Origin of the sequence: Enterobacter sichuanensis (assembly GCF_009036245.1) — a bacterium.
Lineage (GTDB): Bacteria > Pseudomonadota > Gammaproteobacteria > Enterobacterales > Enterobacteriaceae > Enterobacter > Enterobacter sichuanensis.
This window is the reverse complement of record NZ_CP027986.1, coordinates 4227441-4239859: the sequence shown is the minus strand read 5'-3', so window position 1 is coordinate 4239859 and position 12419 is coordinate 4227441. Positions and strand designations below refer to the sequence as shown.

Genomic DNA, 12419 nt, shown 5'->3' with positions numbered 1-12419 from the left:
CTTAACTGGCTGGAGCGGTGGTGGTATCAGGCGTGGCGACCACGGTTGCCCCCGGTCTGACTTTCTGTAACCCGCTGACAATAACGCGGTCACCGTTTTTCAGCCCTTCCGTTACCAGCCAGCGATCGCCAATTGCCTGCGGGGCGACGACGGTACGTGCCTCAACCTGGTTTTTATCGTTCACCACCATAACGGTTGCATCGCCTCGCGGCGTACGGGTCACACCCTGCTGTGGAACCAGGATTGCATCCGGCTGCGTGCCTTCATCAATGCGGGCACGAACGAACATGCCGGGTAACAGCAGATGTTGCGGATTCGGGAAAATGGCGCGCAGGGTTATCGAGCCGGTACTCTCATCGACCGTGACGTCAGAGAACTGCAAAGTGCCTTTCAGTGGGTAGGGCTGCCCATTCTCCATCAGCAGCTCAACGGTACTGGCGGACTCGCCTTTTTGCAGACTCGTCTGTTTCAGACGCATAAACTCATTACTGGACTGGGTGACATCGACATAAATCGGATCAAGCTGCTGGACCGTTGCCAGGGCTGTGGCTTGTCCGTTGGTGACGAGAGCCCCTTCGGTTACGCTGGATTTACCGATGCGGCCATCGACAGGAGACGTAACTTTGGTGTACGCAAGGTTAATACGCGCGCTTTCAACACCGGCTTTGGCAGCAACGACGCTGGCGTCTGCCTGCTGAGCCGTTGCTACAGCCTGGTCATACTCCTGCTTGCTGACATACTGTGTGCCCACCAGTGGGAGATAACGTTTCACGGTCAGGTGCGCAATATTGGCTGCCGCCTGGGCCTTCGCCAGCTCGCCTCTCGCGCTGTCATAGGCTGCCTGATAGGTCGCGGGATCAATCTGATAAAGTGACTCACCCGCTTTAACATCACTCCCTTCCTTGAAGTTGCGACGCAGGATGATGCCGCTAACCTGAGGACGAACCTCCGCAACCCGAAAAGCGTCGGTTCTGCCCGGGAGTTCAGTGGTAACAGCCAGAGGCGCGCTTTTCACGATATGCACGCTGACCTGAGGTGCCTGCGGGGGTTGTTGTTGTTTTTCCTGACCATCGCATCCAGTGAGCAGTACCGCGCAGACAATGAAACCGGATAAGGGTAAGCGTCTGAAATGATTCGTCATTACTGTTCCTTTAAATACCCATTAACCGATATATGTCATGAACCGGTAGTTGGGGCAGAGGGATAAAAAATAAAATGTAGCTGCGTATAATAATGAGGGTATTTAATGTTTTTTAATTTATAAGTGCGAATGAGCTGGCCTGAAGACAAAATCAGAATCGGGCCTGAGGTTTACGGTAATATACGTCTGGCATAATTATCAGATAAACAGCGTTTAAGGTTGTCCATTCATTCAGGTCATGAATTTAATTGGCTTAATGTATTTGTATTAATGATAAATTATGTGCGTTGACTTTTTTTGTGCAAAATGAAAACGGAAATTGGTGAATACTTTCATTTTTATGAACGCAGCAATATCTATAAACCTTGTGTATAACGAGTAGTCGTCTATGGCGCGTAAAAAGAAAGAAGAGGCTCAACAGACCCGACAGCAGCTGATTGAGGCGGCTATCGGACAGTTTGCATCACGTGGCGTAGCCAATACGACGCTGACGGATATCGCGGATGCCGCCAGGGTGACGCGCGGCGCGATCTACTGGCACTTCACCAGTAAATCTGAAATTTTTAATGCCATCTGGGAACAGCAATTACCGCTTCGCGATATTATTCGCGACCGGCTTTCCCTTTCCGAAAGTGACGATCCGTTGTTAATGCTTCGTGAGCAGTTTATTACAGCATTGCAGTATATTGCCCATGAGCCGCGGCAATGTGCGCTTTTACAAATTCTGTATCATAAGTGTGAATTTAGCAGCGATATGATTTCAGAAAGTGAAATCAGAAAGCGTATTGGGTTCAATGATGACGCGTTACGTGTCACGCTGGAGGGCTGTATTTCACGGGGGATTATTTCACCCAGGATGAATGTGGACCTCACCTTGATCGTATTTCACGGTTTTTTTAGCGGAATCATTAAAAACTGGTTAATGAATAACGACAGTTTTAATCTCTACCAGCAGGCGCCCGCCCTCGTCGATAGCATTCTGGCGACACTCCCGATCGTTCGCGTATCGCCTCATGATGATTACAGCTCCGCGCCAGGTAACATTTCTCCCCGGGCACAAAGTGCCTCTACGGTCTGCGCGCTGACAGGTTTACCTAACAGATAACCCTGAAGGGTGTTACAGCCAAGCTCGGTCAAAAAGTTTTGCTGTGCTTCGGTTTCCACCCCTTCCGCCACGACTTTCAGGTTAAGCGTTTTTGCGAGGGCCACAATCGCCGAAACAATGGTGGCATCCTCGCTCTCACCGCTTAACTCTTTCACAAATGCCCTGTCGATCTTGAGTTCGCAGGCCGGCAAGCGCTTGAGATAGAGCAGGCTTGAATATCCGGTGCCAAAATCATCAATGGAGGCCTTCACGCCTGCATCCGTCAGCTCTGTCAGCACCCGCACACTTTCATCCGGGTTGCTCATTGCCGTGGTCTCCGTCACTTCCAGGATCAACATTTCCGGCGGCACATGATGACGCGCCAGGCAGTCGAGAACCGTTTTAACCAGCGAAGGTTGTTCGAACTGCAACGTTGACAGGTTGACCGCCATTGACCAGCTTTGATGCCCCTGAAGATGCCATTCCCGCAGCTGGCGGCAGGCTTCATTAATGACCCAGTTGCCAATGGGGATGATCAGCCCCGTTTTTTCCGCCAGCGGCAGGAAGAGGTCCGGAGTCAGTAATCCCTGCTTTGGATGTTGCCAGCGTAATAACGCCTCAAAGCCGAGAACCGGCCCTGCGGGAGCGTGAAATTTTGGCTGATACAGCAGGCGTAGCTCATCACGATCGATCGCCATCCACAGATCGTTCATTAACTGAAGATGGGTCTGCGCCAGGGTATTCATGGAGGGCTGGAAAAAGTGGTAACCGTTCCGGCCCATATGCTTCGTGTGATACATCGCGGCATCGGCATTAAACATCAGCTCGCGCTCGGTTTTGCCGTCGTGAGGATAAAGTGCGATGCCAATACTGAGGGTCACCACCAGTTCATAGGGGTCGAGATTGAACGGGGTATCGATGGCATGCACCAGCGAATTTGCCAGCGAGGCCGCATCGTCGGGACCTTCACCCTCTGCCAGCAGAACAAACTCATCACCGCCGATACGTGCAAGGGTGAACTGGCCTTTCAGGAGAAGCAGCAGACGCTGCGTGACGGCGACCAGCAGCCTGTCCCCGACATCATGGCCGTAGGCATCATTGACGGCTTTAAAACCGTCGAGATCCATGAACATCAGCGCAAAACGGGTGCCTTCCCGATCGGCTTTGCTGATGGCCTGATCGAGTCTGTCTTCCAGAAGAATACGGTTGGGCAGCCGCGTCAGGGTATCATGCAGGGCCAGTTGTGCGAGTTCCCGGTTCGCTTCTGCAAGCGATGAGGCCAGAAGGGCGGTGCGTGCCTGGAGACGGGCATCCAGCATCGACACCAGCAGGGTGATCCCAAGAATAGAGAGCGCGACGACGCTGACCAGCACCGCCAGCCAGCTCCCGTTTATACCGTCATGATGAACCATGGTGGACATCGGGAACTGCGCGGCTTTCATCCCGGCGTAGTGCATACCGGCAATGGCAATCCCCATGGTGATGGCGGCACCCATGCGCATCAGTACGACCTGCGCGGCTTCGTGGCGCAGGCGGAAGGTTAGCCAGAGTGCCGCGAGTGAAGCGGCAAGGGCAATCATAACCGAAATGGCGACCCAGAGCTTATCCCAGATAATCCCGGGCATCACTTCCAGCGCCGCCATGCCGGTGTAATGCATGGCAACAATACCACCACCCATCACCAGCGCGCCTGGCAGCAGACGGCGCAAGCGCAATTGTTCGCCGCTGACAAGCCACAGCGCAAACAGTGACGATCCCACGGCGATAACCATGGATAACACCGTCAGGGTGGCGTTGTAGCTCATGCTCATGGAGAGGTCCATCGCCAGCATGCCAATAAAATGCATGGCCCACACGCCAATGCCCATTGCAATGCCCCCGCCAGCCAGCCAGACGCGTGCGGCGACGCCCTGACTCCCGGCGACACGTGCAGCCATATTCAGGGCGGTATACGCCGCAAGGATGGCAACAACAAAGGAGAGGACGACAAGGATTGAGTTGTATTGGCTAACCAGCATGGTCGGTTCTACTCGAGTGTGAAGTTACGCCAGAGCGGTTGAGAAGGGCGAGACATTATCACCGTAAGGTAACGGCTCAAAGGGATTTAAATCCCCGTTTTTACTGGGTAATAGCAGGGTGGTTTGCGCAATCGGGCGGTCAGTCGAGTTCTGAGCAGTTCACCAACTTGAGCGGATTCACGGAGTTCATATTGCGACACTTATCGGTTTCGGTGCTCATCAGTTCAATCCACTGCATCAGCAGTGTATCGAAAATGAAAACGGAGATTGCAAAGACAACCAGCCACCAGTATTTACGAATCATTGTGTCATTCCGCGAGAAGAGCGCCAGTAGGGTGGGTGAAATATACACGAAAAACCGAGCTTTAAAAGCGGGATAAACGAAGGTTTACACAGCGTTGACGGAGAAGAGAAAGTAATAAAAAAGGCGCATCCCCATGCCAGGTAGCGCCTTTTTAAACAAGCATTTGCTAACCGAAATTAGTTCATGCCGTATTTTTTCAGTTTCTTACGCAGAGTACCACGGTTGATACCCATCATCAGCGCAGCGCGGGTTTGGTTACCGCGGGTGTATTGCATCACCATGTCCAACAGTGGCTGTTCAACTTCAGCCAGTACCAGCTCATACAGGTCATTAACATCCTGACCATTCAGTTGAGCAAAATAGTTCTTCAGTGCCTGTTTAACCGAGTCACGCAGGGGCTTTTGAGTTACCTGGTCCTGAGAGTTAACGGTAGAAACGGTCAGTACGTCAGAATTTACGCGTTGTTCGAACATAGTTCTGTCAGCTCTTTATTTCATTACGCAAGATTTTCGAAGTATGCCTCCAACGCCTCCAGCTGTACGCTGGCATCCTCTATGGCGTTGAATGTGCGCCGAAACTGGTCATCTGGAGCATGCTCCTGGAGATACCAGGAGACGTGTTTACGCGCAATTCGGTACCCTTTTGCCTGACCATAAAAGTCATGCAATTCCCGAACATGCGAACAAAGCAAGCGCTTAACCTCTGCCAGTGGCAGGGGGGCAAGCAGCTCCCCAGTGTCCAGATAATGCTGGATTTCCCGGAAGATCCAGGGTCTTCCCTGAGCGGCACGTCCTATCATCAGAGCATCAGCTCCCGTATAGTCGAGCACAGCTCTGGCTTTAAGCGGGTCAGTTATGTCGCCATTCGCGATAATCGGAATGGAAACTTTCTGCTTAACTGCCCGAATGCTGTCGTATTCAGCTTCACCGTTGAACAAACAGGCGCGAGTGCGTCCATGAATGGTCAGGGCCTGAATGCCACAGTCTTCGGCCAGTTGGGCAATTTCTACACAGTTACGGTGTTCCGGCGACCAACCCGTGCGAATCTTCAACGTAACAGGAACGTCCACTGCGCTGACAACCGCCGTCAGGATAGATTTCACCTGATCGGGGTATTGCAGAAGGGCTGAACCTGCAAGCTTGCGATTCACCTTTTTGGCCGGGCACCCCATATTGATATCAATAATCTGGGCACCACTTTCCACGTTAATCCGCGCGGCATCTGCCATCTCTTCAGGCACGCTTCCGGCAATTTGCACGGTGCGGATACCTGGTTCATCAATGTGCACCATCCGAAGGCGGGATTTATCGCTTTCCCAGACCTGCGGGTTAGACGACATCATCTCGGATACGGTTAAACCGGCTCCCATCTCATAACACAGCGTCCTGAACGGCCGGTCTGTTATACCTGCCATTGGGGCTGCGATCAGGCGATTTCTAAGCTGGTGGTGTCCGATGCGCATGAGTTAAGAAATGACCATACTGTGACTGCAAGGCGGCGTATATTACGCATTTTTTGCACGAGATGAAAGGCCAAACTTTGAACAATCCACTGTTATAGATCATGGAATCGCCGCTCTGTCTTTCTGTTCAAAATTATTCACTATTTAAATCATTATGTTAGGCGGGGATGGTTATTTTATGGACGCTTACAATTTACCGTAACTTCTCGTCATTTCTGAATAAAAGCGTCACTGAAGCGGGATATTCTGCTGTTTTTAGCAGCAGTTTATCCCGCTTCTTTGCGATCTGCGTCGCATTTTAGAAGATGATCGTATTGCGAGAAATGCCTCTTATTCGACCACTACACGTCCATGCAGAGACTGTACCGGACGGTTATTATCGTGATGCATGGTATGGGTAAACTTATCGAGCTGTTCTGCGGAGACTGTCATCGGGTGCTTAAGCACAATCCAGGTGACGCCTTCTGAACACGGAGGCGTGGTCAGTGAACCGCTAAAGCGGAAGTACGTTTTATCTTCCGGCAGCAGCGTATTCAGGTTGAGATCTCCTTTGATGGAGACGTTCTGCTCGGCCAACTGAGGCATCACGCTCCACAGCTTTTCAAGCTCCGGGTTTGCGGCGCCTTTATCGAACATCACCGCAACCACCGTCAGCTCCCCTGCGGCATTTTTATGAACCAGGTGCATTTCCATTGCATATTTCTTGCCGTGAACGGTGTTTTCGCTCGGAGAGTGGAAATGGAACTGTTGTAACGTCCAGGTTTGCTTATCCAGCGTGATCGTATCGCGGGTGTCAGCCGGTTCACTTGCCTGAATGGTGTGGCCATTGTTCGTCAGCGTCACGGGGCCATCAGTGTAGTGCGTTTGTAGCGGGGAGAGATGGGCGTCCAGGGTCGAATCAATATTAATCGGCGACTGGTTCATTCCTTTCTGACAGGTCTTGTATGCCTCGTCCAGTTCGCCCCAGTGTTCCGGTGATTCCTTCCCTTCGTAGCCCCAGTGTGATGCGAATGCTGAAGCCGTAACCATGCTCAGCGCCAGCAGCGCTGCCTTGCCTGTAATGTGTTTCATCATATTCTTCCGGTGAATTTTTGTAATACAAATCAACATGATTTGTGTGGATATTTTACCGGAGAATGAGTAGAGGAATGAAGCCGATCGGCAGGGAAAGCGGCGTGGTCAGATGACCACGCCAAAAGCTTATTTTTTACGGCCGGTGATACGGCACCACTCTTCTTTTTCCACCACCGGGTCGAGAGTGAAGAGATCGGCATAGGCTTCGCATACGCTGTCAGCCTGGCTTGCCAGAATGCCGGAGAGCCCCAGCAGACCGCCCTCAACGGGCAGCACGCTGATTAACGGCGCCAGCTCGCGCAGTGGACCCGCCAGAATGTTTGCGACTACCACATCGGCTTTCATGGCGTCTGGTTGCGCGTCCGGGAGATACAGCTCCAGACGATCGGAGACGCCGTTGCGCTCAGCATTATCGCGGCTGGCCTGAATCGCCTGTGGATCGATATCGATCCCGATGGCTTTTGCCGCGCCCAGTTTCAGTGCGGCAATGGCGAGGATCCCGGATCCGCACCCGAAGTCGATCACTGTCTTACCGTCAAGATCCAGGCCATCCAGCCACTGCAGGCACAGGGACGTAGTTGGATGGGTGCCTGTACCAAACGCCAGGCCCGGATCGAGCATCACGTTAACGGCGTTTTCATCAGGGACTTCACGCCAGCTCGGACAGATCCACAGACGTTTGCCGAACTGCATGGGGTGGAAGTTATCCATCCACTCGCGTTCCCAGTCTTTGTCTTCCAGCTGTTCGATTTTGTGAGCAAAGCCCGCGCCCAGCAGCGGATGGTTTTCCAGAATGGCGACCACTTCTTTCATGTCAGTTTCGGCATCAAACAGGCCAATAACGTCGGTGTCGCCCCACAGGCGGGTTTCGCCCGGCAGTGGCTCAAAGACCGGCGTGTCATGCGTGTCCTGGAAGGTGATAGAGACCGAACCGGCCTCCATCAGCGCATCGCTCAGTTCCTCGGCGTTAGCGCCGGTTGTGTTCAGTTTTAGTTGGATCCACGGCATGGCAAAACTCTTTATTTATCAGTAGAAATCACAGGTTGTGGGACGGGCTGACCAAAACGGTTCCCCACCACAAACGCCAGTAAACTTAGCAGTAACGAAGGCACAATCGGATGGAAGCCCAGGTACTGAATTTTAAACGTTGCGAGAACGGCATACAGCACACCGCCGACAATCATGCCGCTCAAAGCGCCCGCAGCATTCGCCCGTTCCCAGTAGAGCCCTAACACCAGCGGCCAGAGGAAAACGGCTTCAAGGCCGCCAAACGCCAGCAGATTTAGCCAGATGATCATCTCCGGCGGACGCCATGCGGCAAGCAGCAGCAGCGCGCCTAATACCAGCGTAATTACGGCAGACATGCGCTTTAAGCGTCGTTCGTTTTCCATCTGCTCAGGACGCAAATTCAGATAGAGATCTTTGATAATCGTAGCGGAACTTTGCAGCAGCTGAGCGTTGATGGTCGACATAATGGCTGCCATCGGCGCGGCAAGGAAAATCCCGGCAGCAAACGGTGGCAGCACTTTCACCATCAGGGTTGGGATCACCAGATCGGGCACGGTGAGGTCCGGAATCACGGCCCGGCCCAGTGCCCCTGCCAGATGCATTCCCAGCATCAGTATCGCCACCACAATGGTCCCGATAATAATCCCGCGGTGGACTGCTTTACTGTCCTTATATGAGATACAGCGTACGGCGGTATGCGGCAGACCAATAACCCCGAAGCAGACCAGCACCCAGAACGAGGTCATAAAGGTTGGCGAAAGGATGTCATCTGCGCCCTCCGGAGCGACCAGTTTCGGGTCAATCGCTTCAAGGGTTTCAACCGCGTGGCTCAGCCCTCCAGCTGCATGGACAACCCCCACCAGCAGCACAATGGTTCCGATGAGCATCACCAGGCCCTGCATGGTGTCGTTCAGTACGCTGGCGCGGAATCCACCAAACGCCGTATAGAGCGCGATACTGATCCCGAAGATAAGCAGGCCCGTTTCGTACGGGATCCCTGCTGCGGTTTCCAGCAGACGGGCTCCGCCGATAAACTGCACCGTCATTGCGCCAATAAAGGCGACCAGCAGGCTAAGACTTGCCAGCCATACCAGTAAACGGCTGCGATAACGGGCAAAAAGCATGTCGTTTAGCGTCACGGCGTTATAGCGACGCGCCAGGATAGCAAACTTCTTGCCGAGTATCCCCAGAGAGAGCCAGACGGCCGGAAGCTGGATCATCGCCAGCAGCACCCAGCCTAATCCGTATTTGTAGGCGGCACCGGGACCACCTATAAACGAACTGGCACTGATATAGGTGGCTGTCAGCGTCATCGCTAAAACAATGCCCCCCATCGAACGGCTGCCGAGGAAGTATTCGTTCAGAAAGGTGCCGGTGCTCCTTTTACGCATGGCATACACGGACAACCCAAATACGACCAGCAAGTAAGCGATCAGTGGCAGAATGACTTCAAGCTGCATCGTCGTCCTCCAGGGAAATGTCGCGATAAATGAACTTCACCATTGCCCAGCAAAGGAGGATGAAGATCAGCGGTACGAGCAGGCAGGCCATTTCAAACCAGTGCGGCAGGCCGGTAATACCGATACTGGAGTCAGGTAAGTAAGCGGTTACTAACCATGCAGCAAGATAGAGAAGGGTCAGCCACAGCGCCCAGCGCGCTTCTTTATGGGCCTGAACAAAACGTTTGTCCATTGTTTGTCCCTTGTGGATGAAGAAAGCGGGGATTGTACATGATGAGGCTTTCCTGGCCCCAGAAATAAAAAAGGCCGGAAATCCGGCCTTTTTGCAACGCTGCTTTATTACTTCTCGTTCAGACCGAGTTTTTTCTCCAGATAGTGGATGTTGGTACCACCATTCTGGAAGTGCTCATCGCTCATGATACGCATCTGCAGATCAACGTTGGTTTTGATACCGTCGATGATCAGTTCCTGCAGGGCGTTCTTCATGCGGGCAATCGCCACATCACGGTTTTCACCGTAGCAGATAAGCTTGCCGATCATCGAGTCATAGTACGGCGGTACAGTGTAACCGGCGTAGATATGAGACTCCCAACGCACACCAAAGCCACCCGGCGCGTGGAAACGCGTGATTTTACCCGGGCTTGGCAGGAAGGTGTTCGGGTCTTCGGCGTTGATACGGCACTCGACCGCATGGCCTTTCACCACAACTTCTTCCTGCTTGATGGACAGCGGCTGACCGGCAGCAATACGCAGTTGCTCTTTGATCAGGTCAACGCCGGTGATCATTTCGGTAACCGGGTGTTCAACCTGAATACGGGTGTTCATCTCAATGAAGTAGAACTCGCCGTTTTCGAACAGGAACTCGAAGGTACCCGCACCGCGATAGCCGATATCGACACACGCTTTGGCGCAACGCTCGCCGATGTAGCGACGCAGTTCCGGAGTGATGCCCGGTGCGGGTGCTTCTTCGACCACTTTCTGGTGACGACGCTGCATGGAACAGTCACGTTCTGCCAGATAGATAGCGTTACCCTGACCGTCAGCCAGCACCTGAATTTCGATGTGGCGTGGGTTTTCCAGGTATTTTTCCATGTATACCATGTCATTGCTGAACGCGGCTTTCGCTTCAGCTTTGGTCATGGAGATGGACTGCGCCAGTTCAGCATCGCTGCGCACAACGCGCATACCGCGACCGCCGCCGCCGCCGGACGCTTTGATAATAACCGGGTAGCCAATGCGTTTCGCATGAGCACGGTTAGCATCCATGTCGTCGGTCAGAGGGCCGTCAGAGCCTGGAACAGTTGGAACACCGGCTTTCTTCATCGCGGTGATCGCGGACACTTTGTCGCCCATCAGGCGGATGGTGTCAGCTTTCGGACCGATGAAGATAAAGCCAGAGCGTTCAACTTGCTCAGCAAAGTTGGCGTTCTCAGAGAGGAAGCCGTAACCCGGATGAATTGCCACCGCGCCGGTGATTTCAGCGGCGCTGATGATAGCCGGGATGTTCAGATAGCTTTTTACGGACGGAGCCGGGCCAATACAGACCGTCTCATCCGCCAGCAATACGTGTTTTAAATCGCGATCCGCGCTTGAGTGCACAGCGACGGTCTTGATGCCCAGCTCTTTACAGGCACGAAGAATACGCAGTGCGATCTCGCCGCGGTTGGCGATAACAATTTTATCCAGCATGTTCGCCTCGTTACTCGATGACGACCAGCGGCTCGTCAAATTCAACCGGCTGACCACTTTCGACCAGAATCGCTTTCACAGTACCTGATTTGTCTGCTTCGATCTGGTTCATCATTTTCATCGCTTCAACGATGCACAGGGTATCGCCTACGTTGACTTTCTGACCCACTTCGATGAACGCCTTCGCGTCCGGGCTCGGGGTGCGGTAGAAAGTACCAACCATTGGGGAACGTACGATGTGACCACTGATTTCTGCTGCAGCGGCAGGTGCGGCTTCAGTTGCTGCTGGTGCAACGGCTGCGGAGAGCGCAGGCTGCTGCACTGGCGCAGCATAAGCCTGCTGCATTACCGGGAAGCTAGCGGCCGGGGCTGCACGGCTGATGCGTACAGACTCTTCGCCTTCAGAAATTTCCAGTTCGGAGATGCCTGATTCTTCAACCAGCTCGATCAGTTTTTTAATCTTACGAATATCCATGAGTGGGTTCCGTACTCTTGTTTAGTGTGATTGTGACAGGCGTTTTACCGCTGTCTGTAAAGCGTATGAATAACCGTCAGCGCCCAGTCCGCAGATAACGCCAGCGGCGATATCCGACAGATACGAATGGTGGCGGAACGGCTCTCGGGCGTGCACGTTACTGAGGTGGATCTCGATAAACGGGATACTCACCGCCAGCAGTGCGTCGCGGATAGCAACACTGGTGTGCGTAAACGCGGCCGGATTGATCAGGATATAGTCCACATTGTCTTTAGCCTGATGAATACGGTCGATGAGTGCGTACTCCGCATTTGACTGAAAATGGTCCAAATCCACATTCAGTGACGCTGCTTCCGTACCCAGACGATTAACAATTTCACTCAATGTCAGCGTTCCATACTTCTCTGGCTCGCGGGTGCCGAGCATGTTGAGGTTCGGTCCGTTCAAAACTAAGATCTGGAATTTATCAGCCATTGTGCCGCTATCTCCTGCGAATCTCGGGTAAAAAACAAAATATACCTTCAACGCGCGATTGTCACCTAATCAGAGTCCGAAAACTCCGTCAGGGAAACCAAAGTCGCACATTATAACGATTTCGTAGCATTTGGCAGCTAAATACTGGTCTTATCAGGGAAGATTATCAACCGCTATCCGAAAAAGATTTGCGGTTGACGGGGAATCTGCGGGAAAACGCACAGTTTCGC

At 53.0% G+C, this 12419-nt stretch carries 13 protein-coding genes; 1 reads left to right on the top strand and 12 read right to left on the bottom strand.

The window, feature by feature from the left end; genetic code table 11:
• Position 1: 1 nt before the first annotated feature.
• Complete coding sequence (locus C1N69_RS20520; RefSeq protein WP_155031799.1) at positions 2-1141, bottom strand: efflux RND transporter periplasmic adaptor subunit; 1140 nt, start codon at positions 1139-1141, stop codon at positions 2-4.
• 388 nt (positions 1142-1529) lie between these two features.
• Between C1N69_RS20520 and envR the strand changes: the two genes are divergently transcribed.
• Positions 1530-2246 (top strand): acrEF/envCD operon transcriptional regulator, encoded by a 717-nt coding sequence (gene envR, locus C1N69_RS20515; protein WP_095441897.1) that lies wholly within the window; start codon positions 1530-1532, stop codon positions 2244-2246.
• Here envR and C1N69_RS20510 read toward each other — a convergent pair.
• The 11 genes from C1N69_RS20510 to aroQ form a co-directional block, all read right to left on the bottom strand.
• Positions 2162-4243, bottom strand: a complete 2082-nt coding sequence (locus tag C1N69_RS20510; protein WP_095441898.1) for a putative bifunctional diguanylate cyclase/phosphodiesterase — start codon at positions 4241-4243, stop codon at positions 2162-2164. The genes envR and C1N69_RS20510 overlap by 85 nt on opposite strands.
• Positions 4244-4382: 139 nt before the next feature.
• Entirely contained in the window at positions 4383-4547 is a 165-nt protein-coding gene (locus C1N69_RS20505; RefSeq protein ID WP_025756647.1) for a DUF2556 family protein, read from the bottom strand.
• 176 nt (positions 4548-4723) lie between these two features.
• Positions 4724-5020: a DNA-binding transcriptional regulator Fis gene (gene fis / locus C1N69_RS20500; RefSeq protein ID WP_000462905.1), complete on the bottom strand. Its 297-nt coding sequence runs from the start codon at positions 5018-5020 to the stop codon at positions 4724-4726.
• A 23-nt stretch (positions 5021-5043) separates the two neighbouring features.
• Entirely contained in the window at positions 5044-6009 is a 966-nt protein-coding gene (gene dusB, locus C1N69_RS20495) for a tRNA dihydrouridine synthase DusB (RefSeq protein ID WP_025756648.1), read from the bottom strand.
• A 330-nt stretch (positions 6010-6339) separates the two neighbouring features.
• Positions 6340-7080: a carbonic anhydrase gene (locus C1N69_RS20490; protein ID WP_155031950.1), complete on the bottom strand. Its 741-nt coding sequence runs from the start codon at positions 7078-7080 to the stop codon at positions 6340-6342.
• A gap of 129 nt (positions 7081-7209) precedes the next feature.
• Positions 7210-8091 (bottom strand): 50S ribosomal protein L11 methyltransferase, encoded by an 882-nt coding sequence (gene prmA / locus C1N69_RS20485; RefSeq protein WP_025756650.1) that lies wholly within the window; start codon positions 8089-8091, stop codon positions 7210-7212.
• A gap of 11 nt (positions 8092-8102) precedes the next feature.
• Positions 8103-9551, bottom strand: coding sequence for a sodium/pantothenate symporter (gene panF / locus C1N69_RS20480; protein ID WP_094919376.1), 1449 nt, complete (start codon positions 9549-9551; stop codon positions 8103-8105).
• Positions 9541-9783 (bottom strand): YhdT family protein, encoded by a 243-nt coding sequence (locus C1N69_RS20475; RefSeq protein WP_047959562.1) that lies wholly within the window; start codon positions 9781-9783, stop codon positions 9541-9543. The genes panF and C1N69_RS20475 overlap by 11 nt, the downstream gene beginning before the upstream one ends.
• 107 nt (positions 9784-9890) lie before the next feature.
• Positions 9891-11240, bottom strand: a complete 1350-nt coding sequence (accC, locus tag C1N69_RS20470; protein WP_003860388.1) for an acetyl-CoA carboxylase biotin carboxylase subunit — start codon at positions 11238-11240, stop codon at positions 9891-9893.
• A gap of 10 nt (positions 11241-11250) precedes the next feature.
• Positions 11251-11715 carry an acetyl-CoA carboxylase biotin carboxyl carrier protein gene (gene accB, locus C1N69_RS20465; protein WP_013098992.1) on the bottom strand — a complete coding sequence of 155 codons (465 nt, stop codon included), beginning with the start codon at positions 11713-11715 and terminating at the stop codon, positions 11251-11253.
• Between the two features lie 21 nt (positions 11716-11736).
• Positions 11737-12189, bottom strand: coding sequence for a type II 3-dehydroquinate dehydratase (gene aroQ / locus C1N69_RS20460; RefSeq protein ID WP_025756653.1), 453 nt, complete (start codon positions 12187-12189; stop codon positions 11737-11739).
• Between the last annotated feature and the right edge of the window lie 230 nt (positions 12190-12419).

Bases quoted from the DNA above. Each gene is read 5' to 3' on its own strand.
- C1N69_RS20520 (WP_155031799.1), bottom strand. From the start codon at position 1,141: ATGACGAATCATTTCAGACGCTTACCCTTATCCGGTTTCATTGTCTGC.
- envR (WP_095441897.1), top strand. From the start codon at position 1,530: ATGGCGCGTAAAAAGAAAGAAGAGGCTCAACAGACCCGACAGCAGCTG.
- C1N69_RS20510 (WP_095441898.1), bottom strand. From the start codon at position 4,243: ATGCTGGTTAGCCAATACAACTCAATCCTTGTCGTCCTCTCCTTTGTT.
- C1N69_RS20505 (WP_025756647.1), bottom strand. From the start codon at position 4,547: ATGATTCGTAAATACTGGTGGCTGGTTGTCTTTGCAATCTCCGTTTTC.
- fis (WP_000462905.1), bottom strand. From the start codon at position 5,020: ATGTTCGAACAACGCGTAAATTCTGACGTACTGACCGTTTCTACCGTT.
- dusB (WP_025756648.1), bottom strand. From the start codon at position 6,009: ATGCGCATCGGACACCACCAGCTTAGAAATCGCCTGATCGCAGCCCCA.
- C1N69_RS20490 (WP_155031950.1), bottom strand. From the start codon at position 7,080: ATGAAACACATTACAGGCAAGGCAGCGCTGCTGGCGCTGAGCATGGTT.
- prmA (WP_025756650.1), bottom strand. From the start codon at position 8,091: ATGCCGTGGATCCAACTAAAACTGAACACAACCGGCGCTAACGCCGAG.
- panF (WP_094919376.1), bottom strand. From the start codon at position 9,551: ATGCAGCTTGAAGTCATTCTGCCACTGATCGCTTACTTGCTGGTCGTA.
- C1N69_RS20475 (WP_047959562.1), bottom strand. From the start codon at position 9,783: ATGGACAAACGTTTTGTTCAGGCCCATAAAGAAGCGCGCTGGGCGCTG.
- accC (WP_003860388.1), bottom strand. From the start codon at position 11,240: ATGCTGGATAAAATTGTTATCGCCAACCGCGGCGAGATCGCACTGCGT.
- accB (WP_013098992.1), bottom strand. From the start codon at position 11,715: ATGGATATTCGTAAGATTAAAAAACTGATCGAGCTGGTTGAAGAATCA.
- aroQ (WP_025756653.1), bottom strand. From the start codon at position 12,189: ATGGCTGATAAATTCCAGATCTTAGTTTTGAACGGACCGAACCTCAAC.